At 61.5% G+C, this 17,463-nt stretch carries 15 protein-coding genes; 7 read left to right on the top strand and 8 right to left on the bottom strand.

The features are described from left to right. The first annotated feature begins 42 nt into the window (after window positions 1-42). Together gspG and JN756_RS17925 are read left to right on the top strand one after the other, a co-directional pair. Entirely contained in the window at window positions 43-489 is a 447-nt protein-coding gene (gene gspG, locus JN756_RS17930) for a type II secretion system major pseudopilin GspG (protein WP_046383132.1), read from the top strand. Between the two features lie 103 nt (window positions 490-592). Continuing rightward, complete coding sequence (locus tag JN756_RS17925) at window positions 593-937, top strand: hypothetical protein (protein WP_017846613.1); 345 nt, start codon at window positions 593-595, stop codon at window positions 935-937. Window positions 938-1,000: 63 nt separating this feature from the next. Here JN756_RS17925 and JN756_RS17920 read toward each other — a convergent pair whose 3' ends face one another. Continuing rightward, window positions 1,001-1,237, bottom strand: coding sequence for a hypothetical protein (locus JN756_RS17920; RefSeq protein WP_046383133.1), 237 nt, complete (start codon window positions 1,235-1,237; stop codon window positions 1,001-1,003). A 227-nt stretch (window positions 1,238-1,464) separates the two neighbouring features. On the opposite strand from JN756_RS17920, the gene JN756_RS17915 reads away from it, so the two are divergent. After that, a complete protein-coding gene (locus JN756_RS17915) occupies window positions 1,465-2,022 on the top strand; it encodes an NADPH-dependent FMN reductase (RefSeq protein ID WP_017846611.1) in 558 nt (185 codons plus the stop codon). A 104-nt stretch (window positions 2,023-2,126) separates the two neighbouring features. Here the strand turns inward: JN756_RS17915 and poxB are convergent, their stop codons facing one another. Both poxB and JN756_RS17905 read right to left on the bottom strand, forming a co-directional pair. Then, a complete protein-coding gene (gene poxB / locus JN756_RS17910) occupies window positions 2,127-3,851 on the bottom strand; it encodes a ubiquinone-dependent pyruvate dehydrogenase (RefSeq protein ID WP_057005422.1) in 1,725 nt (574 codons plus the stop codon). Between the two features lie 77 nt (window positions 3,852-3,928). Beyond that, window positions 3,929-5,152 carry an NADH:flavin oxidoreductase/NADH oxidase family protein gene (locus JN756_RS17905; RefSeq protein ID WP_201021147.1) on the bottom strand — a complete coding sequence of 408 codons (1,224 nt, stop codon included), beginning with the start codon at window positions 5,150-5,152 and terminating at the stop codon, window positions 3,929-3,931. A 70-nt stretch (window positions 5,153-5,222) separates the two neighbouring features. Between JN756_RS17905 and JN756_RS17900 the strand changes: the two genes are divergently transcribed. Further along, window positions 5,223-5,627, top strand: a complete 405-nt coding sequence (locus JN756_RS17900) for a MerR family transcriptional regulator (RefSeq protein ID WP_057005451.1) — start codon at window positions 5,223-5,225, stop codon at window positions 5,625-5,627. 40 nt (window positions 5,628-5,667) lie between these two features. Here the strand turns inward: JN756_RS17900 and JN756_RS17895 are convergent, their stop codons facing one another. Together JN756_RS17895 and JN756_RS17890 are read right to left on the bottom strand one after the other, a co-directional pair. Then, complete coding sequence (locus JN756_RS17895) at window positions 5,668-6,162, bottom strand: DUF934 domain-containing protein (protein WP_017846607.1); 495 nt, start codon at window positions 6,160-6,162, stop codon at window positions 5,668-5,670. Further along, window positions 6,146-7,804, bottom strand: a complete 1,659-nt coding sequence (locus tag JN756_RS17890; RefSeq protein ID WP_017846606.1) for a nitrite/sulfite reductase — start codon at window positions 7,802-7,804, stop codon at window positions 6,146-6,148. Before JN756_RS17890 ends, JN756_RS17895 begins: the two co-directional genes overlap by 17 nt. Before the next feature lie 422 nt (window positions 7,805-8,226). Here JN756_RS17890 and JN756_RS17885 point away from each other — a divergent pair, with 422 nt between their 5' ends. After that, complete coding sequence (locus JN756_RS17885; protein ID WP_057005420.1) at window positions 8,227-9,294, top strand: ABC transporter substrate-binding protein; 1,068 nt, start codon at window positions 8,227-8,229, stop codon at window positions 9,292-9,294. On the opposite strand, the gene JN756_RS17880 is transcribed toward JN756_RS17885, so the two are convergent. Both JN756_RS17880 and metH read right to left on the bottom strand, forming a co-directional pair. Continuing rightward, window positions 9,291-9,509 carry a DUF2970 domain-containing protein gene (locus JN756_RS17880; RefSeq protein ID WP_017846603.1) on the bottom strand — a complete coding sequence of 73 codons (219 nt, stop codon included), beginning with the start codon at window positions 9,507-9,509 and terminating at the stop codon, window positions 9,291-9,293. The two genes, JN756_RS17885 and JN756_RS17880, sit on opposite strands and share 4 nt — an antisense overlap. A gap of 51 nt (window positions 9,510-9,560) precedes the next feature. After that, window positions 9,561-13,271, bottom strand: a complete 3,711-nt coding sequence (gene metH / locus JN756_RS17875; RefSeq protein WP_201021146.1) for a methionine synthase — start codon at window positions 13,269-13,271, stop codon at window positions 9,561-9,563. Between the two features lie 164 nt (window positions 13,272-13,435). Here metH and JN756_RS17870 point away from each other — a divergent pair, with 164 nt between their 5' ends. Both JN756_RS17870 and nfuA read left to right on the top strand, forming a co-directional pair. Next, window positions 13,436-15,730 carry a fatty acid cis/trans isomerase gene (locus JN756_RS17870; RefSeq protein WP_108526423.1) on the top strand — a complete coding sequence of 765 codons (2,295 nt, stop codon included), beginning with the start codon at window positions 13,436-13,438 and terminating at the stop codon, window positions 15,728-15,730. 94 nt (window positions 15,731-15,824) lie between these two features. Then, window positions 15,825-16,409, top strand: coding sequence for a Fe-S biogenesis protein NfuA (gene nfuA / locus JN756_RS17865; RefSeq protein WP_003190728.1), 585 nt, complete (start codon window positions 15,825-15,827; stop codon window positions 16,407-16,409). 251 nt (window positions 16,410-16,660) lie between these two features. On the opposite strand, the gene cobM is transcribed toward nfuA, so the two are convergent. Next, window positions 16,661-17,407, bottom strand: coding sequence for a precorrin-4 C(11)-methyltransferase (cobM, locus tag JN756_RS17860; RefSeq protein WP_108526425.1), 747 nt, complete (start codon window positions 17,405-17,407; stop codon window positions 16,661-16,663). Between the last annotated feature and the right edge of the window lie 56 nt (window positions 17,408-17,463).

Raw genomic sequence — 17,463 nt, 5'->3', positions numbered from 1 at the left:
GCATATAACGAGCGTATCAACCGAGCGACAAGGGAGCTCAGAATGTCTGCACCAGTCATAGTCGGCAACCGGCACACCCACGGCGGCTTTACGCGGTGGGCGGTGCTGGTGGTACTCGTCGTCATCGGCGTGTTGGCCCTGGCATTGTGGCCGCGGCTGTTTGGCGAGATGACCCTGACGGAAATCGCTACGGCCAAGGCCCAGGTCGCCGAGCTGGGCAAGGCCGTCGAGCACTTCCATCAAGACACTGGCCGCTATCCGACCGATGAGGAAGGCCTGGAGGGGTTGATCAAGCCGCCTGCCGCCGACGCGAATTGGAAAGGCCCCTATGTCAACGAGGAGCTGCTGACCGATCCGTGGGGTGTTGCTTATCAGTATCACTTTCCGCCGAGCCAACCCCAGGTTCCGTTCGACCTGTTCTCCTTCGGCAAGGATCGGACGTTGGGCGGTGTCGGGGATAACAAGGATATTACCTACGGCGACAACTGATTCATCTGGCATTACCCATCGACCTGTTTAGAATGGTTGGTCTGATCATCAACGACCAATGCCGGTTACCCGGTACTTACAACAAAAACAGGTCTGGTCTCAAATGCCGATGCCCGCGAACTTCTTCGGGGTAACGGCCAGGCAACTGCTGGTCCTGGTGACCGTGGGAGGCGTGGCCGCTTATCTCTTGAGCAATCCCGACGACACTACGTCCGAAAACCTCGCACTCGATGCGTTCATCCGTTCCCAGGAACAGGTGGGCGCGCAGGTGGGTGCGGTGTTGGGCATCACGCTGGTCAGGCAGGTGGTGGCGTATCCCGCGTATGGTACGCCGGGCTACAAGCGCTTGATGTATGACGTCGAGGGCGAGAAGGGGCGACTGATGGTCACGCTCAAACAGGTTGAGGGAGACCCGGGGATTGAAGTGACGGAGGTTCGCCGCCCGTGATCGCCCGGCCCAGTCAATGCCGTCAATGGCCAGGACTGAGCAGGTACGCTCGGGGGCTCAAGCTTATTGCGCGCGGACGGTTTCCGATTCGCGGACGATAATGGTCCCGGACTGAATCAATTTGAATTCATCGCCTTCCAGTTTTTCTACACGGTCGCCAATGGCCAGCTTGTAGGTTGTGGTGGGCGCCGAGCCAGCCAGGCCGTCTAGCGGCGGGGTGGATTCCTGGAACTCATGCACCGAATACACGCGTCCTTCTGCGTCTCTGGCATGGAACTGTCCGACAAGTACTGCTGCCATCTGTTTAGAACCTCTGGAGATAAACACTCGATTTGCGGTTCTGTAGACCGTCATGGAGCGGGGTAGTTTACCTATGGAAAAAAAATACTATTCGTTGATGTTTTCAGACGCTTCCTACGCGGGTGGTCGCGAGGCAGACGCCGGGGGAATTATCAAAACCTTCTGGTGAACGCGTCGCGAAGGCTCTATAACTACAAGCTCCTTTAGTCAGACGTCGGGAAACCTCAATGAGCAAGGTCTACACGATTGCCGTCCTGGTGGGCAGCTTGAGAAAAGAGTCGATCAACCGCAAGGTCGCCCTGGCATTGGCCGAACTGGCCCCCGCCAACCTCACATTGAACATTGTCGAAATTGGCGATTTGCCGCTCTACAACGAGGACATCGACGGGGCATCACCGCCCGCAGCCTACAGTACTTTCCGTCAACAAGTGCGTTCATCCGACGCAGTGCTGTTCGTGACCCCCGAATACAACCGCTCCGTGCCCGCCCCGCTGAAGAATGCCATCGATGTGGGCTCGCGCCCTTACGGGCAAAGCGCCTGGAGCGGCAAGCCGGGGGCGATTATCAGTGTGTCGCCGGGGGCTGTCGGCGGCTTTGGCGCCAACCACCATCTGCGCCAGTCCCTGGTGTTCCTCGACGTGCCGTGCATGCAGCAGCCGGAAGCCTACCTGGGCGGCGCGGGCAGTGTGTTCGACGAGGCGGGCAAGCTGTCGGAGAAAACCAAGCCGTTCCTGCAGGCGTTTATCGATGCCTACGGCAAGTGGGTAGAAAAACAGCACGGCTGATCGCCGATGTGGAAACGGGCTGGCTCGCGATGGCGATGTATCAGTTGAAGATGCATGCACTGAAGCCGCGCAATCGCGAGCAAGCCCGTCAGCCTGTGTTCACGTCAGCGTAACCAGTTGGTGCGCGCCAGCTCGATCACTTCATCCCCGCGCCCGCTCATCACTGCCTTGAGCATGTACAGGCTGAAACCCTTGGCCTGTTCCAGCTTGATACTGGGTGGCATCACCAGCTCCTGGGTCGCCGTCACCACGTCCACCAGCACCGGGCCGTCATGGGCCAGGGCGCGGCGCAGGGCCGGTTCGAGGTCTTCGGATTGCTCCACGCGAATGCCCAGGATGCCCATGGCGTTGGACATGGCGGCGAAGTCCGGGTTTTTCAGCTCGGTGCCGGCCTCAAGGTAGCCGGCGGCTTTCATTTCCATGGCGACAAAACCGAGTGATGCGTTATCGAACACGATGACCTTCACCGGCAGTTTCAGCTGCGCCAACGAAATGAAATCCCCCATCAACATGGTAAAACCGCCGTCGCCGGACATTGAGATCACCTGTCGCCCGGGGAAAGCCGCCTGGGCACCGATGGCCTGGGGCAGGGCGTTGGCCATCGAGCCGTGGTTGAACGAGCCGATCAGGCGCCGTTTGCCGTTCATTTTCAGGTAGCGCGCCGCCCACACGGTGGGCGAGCCGACGTCGGCGGTGAAGATCGCATCGTCGTCGGCCAGTTCGCTGAGCAGGCGCGCCACGTATTGCGGGTGAATCGGCCGGTTGGCCTTCGACGCTTGCGCCAGGTCATCGAGGCCCTGGCGGGCTTTCTCGTAGTGTTTCAAGGACGTTTCGAGGAAGCTGCGGTCGGCCTTGCGGGTCAGGCGCGGTAGCAGTGCATCGATCGTCTCGCTCACGTCAGCGGCGATGCCCAGGTCCAGGGTGGCGCGCCGGCCCAGTGCCTGGGGGTTGCGATCGATCTGGATGATCTTCGCGTCGGTGGGGTAGAACTGGCGGTACGGAAAGTCGGTGCCGAGCATGATCAGCGTGTCGCAATTGAGCATGGCGTGGTAACCGGAGCTGAAACCGATCAGGCCGGTCATGCCCACGTCGAACGGGTTGTCCCATTCCACGTGCTCCTTGCCGCGCAAGGCGTGTACCACTGGCGCGCCCAAGGCATCGGCCAGGGCCACCACTTGGGCGTGGGCGCCGGCGCAACCGCTGCCGCACAGCAAGGTGACTTTCTGGCTGCTGTCGAGGATTTCGCTGAGGCGTTGCAGGTCCTGTTCCGCCGGCAGGGTGCGCGGCGCATGCAGGGCCGGCCAGGGTTTGAGCGTGTCTTCCACTTCCAGCAGCGACACATCCCCGGGGATCACCACCACCGCCACGCCGCGATTGAGGATTGCTGCGCGCATGGCGCGATGCAGCACTTGGGGCATCTGCTCGGGGTTGGTCACCAGTTCGATGAAGTGGCTGCACTCTTTGAACAGTTCCTGGGGGTGGGTTTCCTGGAAGTAGTTCAAGCCGATTTCGGAAGACGGGATTTGTGCGGCGATGGCCAACACCGGTACATGGTTGCGATGGCAGTCGAACAGGCCGTTGATCAAATGCAGATTCCCCGGCCCGCAACTGCCGGCGCACACCGCCAACTCGCCGGTGGCGGCGGCTTCGGCACCGGCGGCGAACGCGGCGACCTCTTCGTGGCGCACATGCATCCACTCGATGCTGTCCATGGTGCGCAGTGCGTCGGTGAGGCCATTGAGGCTGTCGCCGGTCAGGCCCCAGATGCGCTTGATGCCCGCCTGTTCAAGGGTGGTTGCCAATTGCTGGGCCAGGTTGATTTTCGCCATGAAGAACTCCAATCGTCAGTGAGGTTAAAAGTGGCTGATCAATAGAGGACAGTTCGATCACGGCGAATGCTCCGTGCTTAATGTGAAGATTGCGTCATGGTTGCGCGGTATTGGCGAGTGCGCCGGGCGATAAACCATTGATCGCGGACCAGTGCCATGCACGGCGCAACCTTGGGATTGGGGCGATGGCCGCGGCTCAGGCAACGCATCTGGTGACGCACCACGGCGAGGGCGGCGAGGGGCTTGCGCTTCCAACTGATCGATGTGAGTTGCGGGTTGGGGTCGCGACCTTCGCGCCAGTGTTTGATCAGTTGCGGTTCCAGGGTCAGGGCGGTGGCGATACCGGCCATGGCGATGCCGCTGTCGAGGACTTGCTGCACCACCGGCAAGCGGCGAATGCCACCGGTGACCATCACCGGCATGTTTGCGAGGGTCGCCAGTTCGCGGGCCATTTCCAGGAAATACGCTTCGCGGGCCAGGGTCCGCCCGTCTCGGGCTTCGCCCTGCATGGCCGGTGCTTCGTAGCTGCCGCCGGACAGCTCCAGCAGGTCGATGGGCAGGGCATTGAGCAGCTCAATCACGGCACGCGCATCGTCCGCGTCGAAGCCGCCGCGCTGGAAGTCTGCCGAGTTGAGTTTCACCCCCACGCAAAACGAGGGGCTGACACTGGCGCGAACGGCCTTGATCACTTCAATCAGCAAGCGTGCGCGGTTCGGCAGCGAGCCGCCCCAGTGATCGGTGCGCCGGTTGCTCAAGGGCGAGAGAAACTGGCTGAGCAAGTAGCCATGCGCTGCGTGGATCTGCACGCCTGTAAACCCGGCTTTCTCGGCCAGGCGCGCGCTGGTGGCAAAGCGCGTGATCACGTTCTGGATCTCGTCTTCGGACATAGCCCTGGGCTTGGCGAACATCTTCGAAAAAATACCCAGGTCGAGGGCCACGGCGGACGGCGCCAAGGCTTGCTGGCGCAGGTTGGCCGGCGTCTGGCGCCCCGGATGATTGAGCTGCACCCAGAAGTGCCCGCCGTTGTTGCGTCCGACGGCCGCCCATTCGCGAAAGCTGTCCAGTGACCGCTCGTCCTCCAGCGCAACGCCGCCGGGGCCGGTCATGGCGCGGCGGTCGATCATCACGTTACCGGTCAGCAGCAAGCCGGGCTCGCCATCCGCCCAGGCCTGGTACAACTGCTTCAATTCACGGGACGGCGCTTGTTGGGCGTCGGCCATGTTCTCCTCCATCGCAGCCTTGGCGATACGGTTGACAAGGACTTGGCCGTTGGGCAGTTGCAAGGGTTCGAAAGGTGACATGGTTGACTCCTGAAGGGGGGAGGCCTCAGGCTAAGCTTAAAGTTAACTTTAATGTCAAGCGGGCATGGCGATGAATATTGGTGAACTGGCGAAACAGAGCGGGCTGGCGGCGTCGCGTATTCGGTTTTATGAGGCCGAAGGGTTGATCAGCCAGGTGGGCAGGCAGGCCAACGGCTATCGGCGTTATGCCCCCGAGGCCCTGCAAACCCTGCAACTGATCCAGAGCGCCCAACAGGCCGGGTTTACCTTGCAGGAACTCAAGGCGCTGATGCCGGCGCCGGGCGAGCACAAGCGCGAGGCGCTGATTGAGGCGTTGGAGCGTAAGGTGCAGCAGATCGAAGGGATGCAGGCGCAACTGGCGCACAGCAAGGCGCAGTTGCTGGGCGTGATCGCGGCGGTGCGCGCGCAGCCGGAGGGTGTGCCGTGTTCCATGGAGCAGAAGCAGGTGCTGGCGTCGATCAAAATCGATGTATAAAAAAGCCCTGGCATGCCAGGGCTTTTCACGATGCTAACGCTTAACGGCGACGGAACAGCGGCAGCGGCTCGTCCGTTGCAGCCTGGTACGTCACGGAAAAGTCCTTGAGGCTTTCCAGCGCTTCATACGGGTCTTTGTCGGGGCGCAAGGCGAAGGCATCGAACCCGCAGCGGTGCAGGTAGAACAGTTGGTCGCGCAGCACGTCGCCAATCGCGCGCAATTCGCCTTTGTAACCGTAGCGGTCACGCAGCAGGCGCGCATTGGAGTAGTTGCGCCCGTCGGTGAAGGCCGGGAAGTTCAGGGCGATGACCTGGAAGTGAGCCACGTCGTCACCGATCTCTTCGGCTTCTTCATCGGCGTCCAGCCACACGCCCAGGCCGCCGTCACGGGCCTTGAGCGCATGACCGTGCTCGCGCCACAGCGCCAGCGGCACGATCAGGTCGTCGCAGTTGGAGATGCCGTCGAAGGTCGCGTCCTTGGGCAGCAGGTGCCAGGTTTCGTCGACGACTTCGTTGTTCTTAATGATTCGCTGCATAGACGCGCTCCTTGAACAGGTCAATGCCGATGCGCTGGTAGGTGTCGATGAAACGCTCATCTTCGGTGCGCTGCTCGATGTACACATCGATCAGTTTGCCGATCACCTCGGGCATGGCTTCCTGGGCGAAGGATGGGCCGAGGATCTTGCCCAGGCTCGCATCGCGGCTGGCGCTGCCACCCAGGGACACTTGGTAGAATTCTTCGCCTTTCTTGTCCACGCCCAGGATGCCGATGTGGCCGACGTGGTGGTGACCACAGGCGTTCATGCAACCGGAAATGTTCAGGTCCAGCTCGCCGATGTCGAACAGGTAGTCCAGGTCGTCGAAACGGCGCTGGATCGATTCGGCAATCGGGATCGACTTGGCGTTGGCCAGGGAGCAGAAGTCGCCGCCCGGGCAGCAGATGATGTCGGTCAGCAGGCCGATGTTCGGCGTGGCGAAACCCCCTTCGCGCAGTTCGCCCCACAGGGTGAACAGTTGGCTCTGCTCAACGTCCGCGAGAATGATGTTCTGCTCGTGGGAGGTGCGCAGTTGACCGAAGCTGTAGCGCTCGGCCAGGTCGGCCACGGCGTCCAGCTGCTTGTCGGTGATATCGCCGGGGGCGACGCCGGTAGGCTTGAGCGACAGGGTCACGGCGACATAGCCCGGCTTTTTGTGCGCCAGGGTGTTGCGCACACGCCAGCGGGCGAAACCTGGGTGCTGCTGGTCGAGCGCGGCGAGTTCGGCGTCCTGATTGCCCAGGGCTTTGTACTCGGGGTCGACGAAGTGTTTGGCCACGCGGTGGACTTCGGCGTCGGTCAGGGTGGTCTGGCCGCCACGCAGGTGTTCCATCTCGGCGTCGACTTTCTGCGCGAACACCTCAGGGGTCAGCGCCTTGACCAGGATCTTGATCCGCGCCTTGTATTTGTTGTCGCGACGGCCATAGCGGTTGTAGACCCGCAGGATCGCGTCGAGGTAGCTCAGCAGGTCCTGCCACGGCAGGAACTCGTTGATAAACGCGCCGACCACCGGGGTACGCCCCAGGCCGCCGCCTACCAGTACACGGAAGCCCAACTCGCCGGCGGCGTTGTGGACCGGCTCCAGGCCGATGTCGTGTACTTCGATCGCCGCACGGTCCGATGTCGAGCCATTGATGGCGATCTTGAACTTGCGCGGCAGGTAAGCGAATTCTGGGTGGAACGTGGTCCATTGGCGGACGATTTCACACCAGGGGCGCGGGTCGATCAGTTCGTCGGCGGCAACCCCGGCGAATTGGTCGGTGGTCACGTTGCGCAGGCAGTTACCGCTGGTCTGAATGGCGTGCATCTGCACGGTGGCCAGCTCAGCCAGGATGTCCGGCACGTCTTCCAGCGCCGGCCAGTTGAACTGCACGTTCTGGCGGGTACTGATGTGGGCGTAGCCCTTGTCGAAGTCGCGGGCAATCTTGGCCATCATGCGCGTCTGGCGCGAAGTCAGTTGGCCATAGGGCACGGCCACCCGCAGCATCGGCGCAAAGCGCTGAACATAAAGGCCATTTTGCAGGCGCAGAGGGCGGAACTCTTCTTCGCTCAGTTCACCTGCTAGGTAGCGTCGGGTCTGATCACGGAACTGCTTGACGCGGTCCTCGATGATGCGCTGATCGTATTCGTCGTATACGTACATATAGGTCCTGTTCTCGGCAAATCTGCGCGCACGGCCGCGCACTCCCAACGGAGCCGGGGCACGATACCAGTTTGCGTTTATGCGCAAAAGTGATGTTTGAATATATGCAAAGAACCAAATCGACTAATGGGAGCGATTGTCGGTATACACGCATTTGTCATGCGGGCAATCATCGACTTTACTGTGGGCGAGTCTGAATGCAATCACCTATAAAACCGACAAGAGGCGATGCGATGAGCCATCCGACAAAAGCCCGTAAACCCGACAGTACCGTGGATGCCTGGGCCATTCTATTTCTGATCATTCTCGTGGTAGGGACGGCGGTGTTCTGGGTCGGCCACCAGTAAACAGCGTTGACTGAGCCTCGAATGACTGTCCGATTGCCAGTATCATGGCGGTCAATGTTCAAGGCTTGAATAACCATGGTGAAGGTTCTGTTTACGTGTGTGTGGTTGCTGGGGCCAGCATTTTGTGGCGTGGCCCAGGCAGCGTCGGTGGTGTTTCTCAACCCGGGCATGTCGACGGAAACCTTTTGGGTCAGTTACGCGCAATTCATGCAGGCCGCGGCCAAGGACCTCGGCCTGGATTTGCGCGTGCGCTATGGCGAGCGCGATCTTCACACCACATTGGTCCAGGCCCGGGAGGAACTGCAAGGCCGCGAGCGGCCGGATTATCTGGTGCTGGTCAATGAGCAGTATGTCGCCCCGCAGATTCTGCGCATGGCCCAGGGCAGTGGGGTCAAATTACTGGTGGTGAACAGCGCGCTGACCGCCGACCAGGTGCAGTTGTTGGGCGCCCGCACGGGCATCGATCTGATCGGCAGCCTGGTCGCCGACGACGAAGAGGCCGGCTACCTGATGCTCAAGGACATGTTGCGCCAGCACGGCCGTGTTGCGCCCGGCGAATCCCTCGACCTGCTGGCCTTCTCCGGCATCAAGACCACTCCCGTTGCCCTGTTGCGAGAGCAGGGCATGCGCCGGGCGCTGGCCGAACACCCCGAGGTGCGCCTGCGTCAGTTGGTTTATGGCGAGTGGAGCCGTGAGCGCGCCTTCGAGCAAGCGACGCAGCTGTTCAAGCGTTACCCGCACACGGCGCTGGTGTGGTCGGCCAACGATCAGATGGCACTGGGTGCCATGCAGGCGTTTCGGGACAGCGGGCGCGTGCCTGGCAAGGACGCGCTGTTCAGTGCGGTCAACAGTTCGCCGGAGATCTTGCAGGCGCGTCTGAACGGGCAGTTGTCGTCCCTGGTCGCCGGGCATTTCACCGTGGGCGGGTGGGCGATGGTGCTGATCAATGATGATGCCAAGGGCGTGGACATCGGCGCTCACGGCGGGCGCGACCGCCAGGAGGCGCTATTCCAACTGATCGATTCCGCCCAGGCGCGGCGCTTGCTGGGGCCCATGCCGACGGTAAATTTCCGCGCACTGTCCGCTCTGGGCAAGCCTGCGTCCTATGGTTACCCCTTCAGCATGCGTCTGTTGCTGCACTAGACCCCGGCCAGCAGCAACACCAGCTTGACGATGCCGAACAGCGTCAAGGCAAACACCACTGTGAACAGAATGCCCAGGACCACAAAGTGGCTGGGCTTGCCATGGGTAAAGTCGCGGGCGCGGTTCTTGCCGCTCTGCACGCCAAAGGCGGCGGCGACGACGCTGTGCAGCATCTGCCACAGGGTAGGCGGTTTGTTGTTGGCTGGATCGTCCATACGTGCCTCGACACAAGATGTGTGAGGCAAGCATAGACAATCTGCGCGTGCTTAGTTGTCGTAACCCAGGTTCGGTGCCAACCAGCGCTCGGTCACGGCCAGGTCCTGGCCTTTGCGTGCGGTGTAGCTCGCCACCTGGTCTTTGTCGACCTTGCCCACGGCGAAGTATTGCGCCTGCGGGTGGGCGAAGTACCAGCCGCTGACCGCAGCCGCCGGGAACATCGCGTAGTGCTCGGTGAGGAACACGCCGCTGCGGCCGGCATGCATCTCGCGGGCCTCGGGGTCCAGCAGTTGGAACAGGGTGCCTTTCTCGGTGTGGTCGGGGCACGCCGGGTAGCCGGGGGCAGGGCGGATGCCGCTGTACTGTTCCTTGATCAGCGCGTCATTGTCCAGTTGCTCGTCCTTGGCATAACCCCAGTAATCTTTGCGCACCTGTTGGTGCAGCCATTCGGCGCAGGCTTCGGCCAGGCGGTCGGCCAGGGCCTTGACCATGATCGAGTTGTAGTCGTCGCCCGCGTCCTGGTAAGCCTTGGCCACTTCCTCGGCGCCGATGCCCGCGGTGGTGATAAACCCTCCCACGTAGTCGGTGATGCCGCTGTCTTTGGGCGCGACGAAGTCGGCCAGGGAGAAGTTCGGCTTGCCGTCGGTCTTGATGATCTGCTGGCGCAGGTGGTGCAAGGTTGCCAGGGGCTGCCCGTCGTCGCCGTAGACTTCCAGGTCATCATCGTTCACCTGGTTGGCCGGCCAGAAACCAAATACCGCGCGAGCGCTGATCAGCTTCTCGTCGATCAGCTTGGCGAGCATTTCCTGGGCGTCGGCATACAGCGCCGTGGCGGCTTCACCCACCACTTCATCGGTGAGGATGCGCGGGAACTTGCCGGCCAGGTCCCAGGAGATGAAGAACGGAGTCCAGTCGATGTATTCGGCGAGCACCTTGAGGTCGATGTTGTCCAGCACCTTGGCGCCGGTAAAGGTCGGCGTGACCGGCGTGTAAGTGCTCCAGTCGAACTGCGGCTTCTTGGCGATCGCCGCCGGGTAGCTCAGGCGTTCGGTGCGTGCGCTGCGGTTCGAGGTGCGCTCGCGCACTTCGATGTATTCCAGGCGGGTCTTCTCGACGAAACCGGCCTTCAATTCCTTGGACAGCAACTGCGTGGCCACGCCCACCGCGCGCGAGGCGTCGGTCACGTAGATCACTGCATCATTGCTGTACTTGGGTTCGATCTTCACCGCCGTGTGCGCCTTGGAGGTGGTGGCGCCACCGATCATCAGCGGCAGGTGGAAGTCCTGGCGCTGCATTTCGCGGGCGACGTGGACCATCTCATCGAGGGACGGGGTGATCAGGCCGGACAGCCCGATGATGTCGCACTTCTGTTCCTTGGCCACCTGCAGGATCTTCTCCGCCGGCACCATCACGCCCAGATCGACGATGTCATAGCCGTTGCATCCCAGCACCACGCCGACGATGTTCTTGCCGATGTCATGCACGTCGCCCTTCACCGTGGCCATGAGGATCTTGCCCTTGGCTTCCGGCTTGTCGCCTTTTTCCAGTTCGATGAACGGGATCAAGTGGGCCACGGCTTGTTTCATCACCCGCGCCGATTTCACCACCTGTGGCAGGAACATTTTGCCCGCGCCAAACAGGTCGCCGACGATGTTCATGCCGGACATCAGCGGGCCTTCGATCACTTCGATCGGGCGCGCGAACGACTGCCGGGACTCTTCGGTGTCTTCGACGATGTGCGTGGTGATGCCCTTGACCAGTGCGTGTTCCAGGCGCTTGTTGACCGGCCAGCCGCGCCATTCCTCGGTTTCGGCTTCCTTGACGCTGCCGTCGCCCTTGTACTTGTCGGCGATGGCGAGCAGGGCGTCGGTGCCGTCCGGGGTGCGGTTGAGCACCACGTCTTCCACCGCGTCGCGCAGTTCGGCGGGGATCTGGTCGTAGATCTCCAGCTGGCCGGCGTTGACGATGCCCATGGTCAGGCCGTTGCGGATCGCATACAGCAGGAACACCGAGTGGATCGCCTCGCGCACCGGGTTGTTGCCGCGGAACGAGAACGACACGTTGGACACGCCGCCGGACGTCAGCGCATACGGCAGCTCGTCGCGGATGTAGGCGCAGGCGTTGATGAAGTCGACGGCGTAGTTGTTGTGCTCTTCGATACCGGTGGCGACCGCGAAGATGTTCGGGTCGAAGATGATGTCTTCCGGCGGGAAGCCGACTTCATTGACCAGGATGTCGTAGGAGCGTTTGCAGATCTCTTTCTTGCGCGCTTCGGTGTCGGCCTGGCCGGCTTCGTCGAAGGCCATCACCACCACGGCGGCGCCGTAGCGTTTGCACAGCTTGGCGTGATGGATGAACTGCTCGACGCCTTCCTTCATGCTGATGGAGTTGACGATGCCCTTGCCCTGGATGCACTTGAGGCCGGCTTCGATCACTTCCCACTTGGAGGAGTCGATCATGATCGGCACGCGGGAGATGTCCGGCTCGCCGGCAATCAGATTGAGGAAGGTCACCATGGCCTTCTTCGAATCGAGCATGCCTTCGTCCATGTTGATGTCGATCACCTGGGCGCCGGCTTCCACCTGCTGCAGGGCGACTTCGAGGGCTTCGGTGTAGTTGTCTTCGCGGATCAGCCGGGCGAAACGGGCGGAGCCGGTGATGTTGGTACGTTCGCCGACGTTGACGAACAACGACTGGCGATCAATGGTGAACGGCTCCAGGCCCGACAAACGGCAGGCCTTGGGAATGTCCGGGATCTGGCGCGGCGCGTAACCGGCCACGGCCTTGGCGATGGCTTCGATATGCCCCGGCGTGGTGCCACAGCAACCGCCGACAATGTTCAGGAAGCCGCTCTGGGCGAATTCTTCGATGACTTTGGCGGTTTGCGCCGGCAATTCGTCGTATTCGCCGAATTCGTTGGGCAGGCCGGCGTTAGGGTGCGCGGACACATAAGTGTTGGCCTTGTTCGACAGCTCTTCGAGGTACGGACGCAACTCGCTGGCGCCCAGGGCGCAGTTGAGGCCCACGGAAATCGGCTTGGCGTGGCTGACCGAGTTCCAGAACGCTTCGGTGGTCTGGCCCGACAGGGTACGGCCGGAGGCGTCGGTGATGGTGCCGGAGATCATGATCGGCAATTCGAAGCCCAGCTCTTCGAATACACCCTGCACGGCAAAGATCGCGGCCTTGGCGTTGAGGGTGTCGAAAATGGTTTCGATGAGGATCAGGTCCGCGCCGCCTTCGATCAGGCCCTTGGTGGCCTCGGTGTAGTTCTCCACCAGTTCATCGAAGGTCACGTTGCGGTAGCCGGGGTTGTTCACATCCGGCGACAGCGAGCAGGTACGGCTGGTCGGGCCGAGCACGCCGGCGACGAAGCGTGGCTTGTCCGGCGTCTCCAGGGTCTTGGCGTCGGCCACCTTGCGCGCGACGCGGGCACCTTCTACGTTCAACTCGTAGGCGAGCGACTCCATGCCGTAATCGGCCTGGGACACTTGGGTGGCGTTGAAGGTGTTGGTTTCGAGGATGTCGGCGCCGGCATCCAGGTACGCCTTCTCGATGGAGGCGATGACGTCCGGACGGCTGAGCAGCAACAGGTCGTTGTTACCCGTGACGTCGCTCGGCCAGTCGGCAAACCGTTTGCCGCGGTAGTCCTGTTCTTCCAGCTTATAGCTCTGGATCATCGTGCCCATGCCGCCGTCGAGGATCAGGATGCGTTCCTTGAGGGCTTGGTGAAGGGCTTGCAGACGAGCGCTACGATCGGACATGGGACTACTCTGTTCAGGCATTACGGAGGGCGTGGATCATAGCAAACCTGTGTGGATTTGGAGCATGTGCAGGTTTTGCATGAATATCGTTCATGTTGGTGCGCGTGTTAGATCGGTAGAATCCGCGGGATTTTCCATTTTGGCTTCATATCGGGACCAGGCTCATGCCGTATCGCATCATCATCAGCTTCGTTCTGTTGCTGATTGGCAGCACTACACAGGCCCAAGATCCCGCTCCGGCGCTTTCCTACACCCGTGATATCCAACCGATCTTCACTGAGAAGTGCGTGGCGTGCCATGCCTGCTACGACTCGGCCTGCCAGTTGAACCTGGGCAGTGGCGAGGGCGCGGCGCGGGGGGCGACCAAGGTGCTGGTCTACGATGGTGATCGCAGTCAGGCGACCAAGCCGACGCGTCTGTTCTACGACGCGTTCGGCAAGGCTGCCTGGCGGCACGAAGGCTTCACTTCCGTGCTCGACGCCCAAGGCAGCCAGGCTGCGTTGATGGCGCGCATGCTCGAACTGGGCCACAGCCGCGCGCCGTTGCAGCCCAACGGCAAGCTGCCGGACGACATCGTGCTGGGCCTGAACCGCGAGAACATGTGCCCGCGGCCAGAGGAGTTCGACACTTACGCCGACGTGCACCCCAATGAAGGCATGCCGCTGGCCGTGACCGGCTTGAGCGACCAGCAGTACCAGACCCTGCGACGCTGGCTGGCCTCCGGTGCGCCGATTGACCAGCAGGGCGTGGCGCCAAGTGCCCAGGAAGCCGCGCAAGTGCTGCAGTGGGAAAACCTGCTCAACGCCCCCGGCGCCCGCGAAAGCCTGGTCGCCCGCTGGCTGTTTGAACACCTGTTTATCGCACATCTGTATTTCGAAGGCGGTGAGCCGGGGCATTTCTTCCAGTGGGTCCGCTCGCGCACCCCCAGTGGGCAGCCGATCGACCTGATCAATACCCGTCGCCCCAACGACGATCCCGGTACCCGGATCTACTACCGGCTGTGGCCGATACAAGGGGTGATCGTCCATAAGACCCACATCACGTACCCACTCAGCGCGGCGAAAATGGAACGGGTCAAAGCCTTGTTCTACAGCGGCGACTGGCAGGTCAGCGCCTTGCCAGGCTACGGTCCGGGCCGTCGTGCCAACCCGTTCGAGACGTTCGAGGCGATTCCGGCCCAGGCGCGCTACCAGTTCATGCTCGATAATGCCGAGTACTTTGTCCGCACCTTCATCCGCGGCCCGGTGTGCCGGGGCCAGATCGCCACGGACGTGATCCGCGACAACTTCTGGGCGCTGTTCCAGGCCCCCGAACACGACCTGTACATCACCGATCCGCTCTATCGCGGCCGTGCCACGCCGTTGCTGGCAATGCCCGGGCAGAACGACGACGTGGGCAGCGTGCTCAGCCTGTGGCTCAAGTACCGTGACAAGCGCAACGAGTACGAAGCGCTGCGTCGCTACCGCTATGGCGAGTTGCCGGCGCCCGGTTGGTCGACGCTGTGGGCCGGCAACGACAATGCGTTGTTGAGCATCTTCCGTCACTTCGACAGCGCGTCGGTCAATAAAGGCCTGATCGGTGAAGTCCCGCAGACGATGTGGTTGTTCGATTATCCGTTGCTGGAGCGCACCTACTACCAATTGGTGGTCAACTTCGACGTGTTCGGCAACGTCTCCCATCAGGCCCAGACCCGCTTGTACTTCGACCTGATCCGCAATGGCGCCGAACAGAACTTCCTGCGCCTGATGCCGGCCAATTCGCGGGACGATTTCCTCGACGATTGGTATCAGAACGGCGGCAAGGTCAAGTTGTGGATGGACTATGAGTCGATCGACGACGATAAACCCACCGGCCTGAAACTGAATGAAAAAGACCCGAAACGCGATTTCGTCAACCAGTTGTTGGCGCGTTATGGTGACCTCAATGCCAGCCCAGACCCGATCAATCGCTGTGTCGGCGCCTACTGCTCGCGGCCGGGCCTCGAACCGGTGCTGCGCGATGCCGAGCAGGCCCTGAGTCGCCTGACGTCACGCCCGGCGGCGGGGCTCAAGGTCATCGACCAATTGCCGGAAGCGACCATGCTGCGCATCGAAACCCGCACCGGTCATCGCGAGGTCTACAGCCTGCTGCGCAACCGTGCCCACAGTAATGTCGCGTTCATGCTGGGTGAGGCTTCTCGCTATCAACCGGGCCTGGACACGTTGACGGTCTACCCCGGCGTGCTGAGCAGTTATCCGAACTTCATGTTCAATATCCCGGCCGAGCAAGTGCCGGCGTTCGTCGCGGCCATGGAAAGTGCCCGCGACGCCCAGCACTTCGAGAAGATCGTCGATCGTTGGGGTGTGCGTCGCAGTCATCCGCAGTTCTGGGAGTACTTCCACGATCTGTCGACCTACATCCGCGAAACCACGCCGTTGGAAGAGGGTGTGCTGGATATGAACCGCTATGAAAACCTCTGACGGCGATGGCGAGGCTTTTCCGACAAAATTACTGGGGCTTTGTATCTGCGTAATATTTTGGCGTAAACTGCCAGCAAGCCTGTGAGGAGTTTCCATGACTGCCATAACCATTACCGACGCCGCCCACGATTACCTGGCTGACCTGCTGTCCAAGCAGAACACCCCGGGTATCGGCATCCGCGTCTTTATCACCCAGCCTGGCACCCAGTACGCCGAGACGTGCATCGCCTACTGCAAGCCGGGCGAAGAGAAGCCGGAAGACACCGCGCTGGGGCTGAAAAGCTTCACCGCGTATATCGATGCCTTCAGCGAAGCGTTCCTCGACGACGCGGTGGTCGACTACGCCACTGACCGCATGGGCGGCCAATTGACCATCAAGGCGCCGAACGCCAAGGTGCCGAACGTCAATGCCGACAGCCCGGTCAACGAGCGCATCAATTACTACCTGCAAACCGAGATCAACCCTGGGCTGGCCAGCCACGGTGGGCAGGTCAGCTTGATCGATGTGGTGGATGACGGTATCGCCGTATTGAAGTTCGGCGGCGGCTGCCAGGGCTGCGGCCAGGCGGATGTGACCCTGCGTGAAGGCATCGAGCGTACCTTGCTGGAGCGCATTCCGGAGCTCAAGGGCGTCCGCGATGTGACTGACCATACGCAGAAAGAAAACGCCTACTACTGAGTCAGGTGTTCGCTGCGAGCAAAAAAACGGCGCCCCGTGAGCGCCGTTTTTTTATGCTTAAAATTCAGCTGCTTACGCGACCTACCTAACGCTGAACATTAAGTGTGGGAGGGAGCTTGCTCCCGATAGCGGTGTATCTGTCGATTGATAAGTCGACTGACCCGCCGCTATCGGGAGCAAGCTCCCTCCCACATTTTTTTGTGTTTATTTAATTAAATCAGTGTTTTATGTTTGTTTTTTGATGTTTTTGATTAGGGGCGGTACAGGTGTGCATGCCCGGCCCGATACAGCGACGACGCGCTGAAACTGTCACTGGCCAGCACCCGACCCACCACAATCAGCGCCGTGCGCCTGAAGCCTTTGGCCGCGACTTTTTCGGCAATGTCCGCCAAGGTGCCGACAGCCCAATCCTGATCCGGCCAGGTCGCGCGGTGTACCACGGCAATCGGGCAATCCGAGCCATAGTGCGGCAGCAGTTCGGCGACGATCTTCTCCAGGTGATTGACCCCCAGATGAATCGCCATGGTCGTGCCGTGGCGGGCCAGGCTGTCGAAGTCTTCACCGGCGGGCATGCGGGTTTTATCGGCGTAGCGGGTGAGAATCACGCTCTGGGCGATGTCCGGCAGGGTCAGTTCAGTCTCCAGCAGCGCCGCGCAGGCGGCCACGGCGGTGACGCCGGGAATGATCTGGAACGCAATGCCCAACTCGCGCAACAGGCGGATCTGTTCGCCAATTGCGCCGTACAGGCTTGGATCGCCGGAGTGGACCCGCGCCACATCCTGGCCCTTGGCATCGGCGGCCTTGATCAGCTCGATGATCTGTTCCAGGTGCAGTTCGGCGCTGTTGACCACTTGTTCGGCCTGATGCCCCTCCAGTACCGCCGCCGGCACCAGCGACCCTGCATAGATGATCACCGGGCAACTGCGGATCAGCCGCTGGCCTTTGACGGTGATCAATTCCGGGTCGCCGGGGCCGGCGCCGATGAAGTAGACGGTCATGGAGAAATCCTGTGAAAAAACGCGCGAGCATGAGGAACGCTCATGATCGGAAGCGG

It is taken from the genome of Pseudomonas sp. Y39-6 (assembly GCF_023651955.1).
GTDB classification, from domain to species: Bacteria; Pseudomonadota; Gammaproteobacteria; order Pseudomonadales; family Pseudomonadaceae; genus Aquipseudomonas; species Aquipseudomonas veronii.
This window is presented reverse-complemented; position numbering and strand designations above follow the sequence as displayed.

Excerpts from the sequence above, each read along its gene's own strand:
- gspG (WP_046383132.1), top strand. The coding sequence starts at position 43 with ATGTCTGCACCAGTCATAGTCGGCAACCGGCACACCCACGGCGGCTTT.
- JN756_RS17925 (WP_017846613.1), top strand. The coding sequence starts at position 593 with ATGCCGATGCCCGCGAACTTCTTCGGGGTAACGGCCAGGCAACTGCTG.
- JN756_RS17920 (WP_046383133.1), bottom strand. The coding sequence starts at position 1,237 with ATGGCAGCAGTACTTGTCGGACAGTTCCATGCCAGAGACGCAGAAGGA.
- JN756_RS17915 (WP_017846611.1), top strand. The coding sequence starts at position 1,465 with ATGAGCAAGGTCTACACGATTGCCGTCCTGGTGGGCAGCTTGAGAAAA.
- poxB (WP_057005422.1), bottom strand. The coding sequence starts at position 3,851 with ATGGCGAAAATCAACCTGGCCCAGCAATTGGCAACCACCCTTGAACAG.
- JN756_RS17905 (WP_201021147.1), bottom strand. The coding sequence starts at position 5,152 with ATGTCACCTTTCGAACCCTTGCAACTGCCCAACGGCCAAGTCCTTGTC.
- JN756_RS17900 (WP_057005451.1), top strand. The coding sequence starts at position 5,223 with ATGAATATTGGTGAACTGGCGAAACAGAGCGGGCTGGCGGCGTCGCGT.
- JN756_RS17895 (WP_017846607.1), bottom strand. The coding sequence starts at position 6,162 with ATGCAGCGAATCATTAAGAACAACGAAGTCGTCGACGAAACCTGGCAC.
- JN756_RS17890 (WP_017846606.1), bottom strand. The coding sequence starts at position 7,804 with ATGTACGTATACGACGAATACGATCAGCGCATCATCGAGGACCGCGTC.
- JN756_RS17885 (WP_057005420.1), top strand. The coding sequence starts at position 8,227 with ATGGTGAAGGTTCTGTTTACGTGTGTGTGGTTGCTGGGGCCAGCATTT.
- JN756_RS17880 (WP_017846603.1), bottom strand. The coding sequence starts at position 9,509 with ATGGACGATCCAGCCAACAACAAACCGCCTACCCTGTGGCAGATGCTG.
- metH (WP_201021146.1), bottom strand. The coding sequence starts at position 13,271 with ATGTCCGATCGTAGCGCTCGTCTGCAAGCCCTTCACCAAGCCCTCAAG.
- JN756_RS17870 (WP_108526423.1), top strand. The coding sequence starts at position 13,436 with ATGCCGTATCGCATCATCATCAGCTTCGTTCTGTTGCTGATTGGCAGC.
- nfuA (WP_003190728.1), top strand. The coding sequence starts at position 15,825 with ATGACTGCCATAACCATTACCGACGCCGCCCACGATTACCTGGCTGAC.
- cobM (WP_108526425.1), bottom strand. The coding sequence starts at position 17,407 with ATGACCGTCTACTTCATCGGCGCCGGCCCCGGCGACCCGGAATTGATC.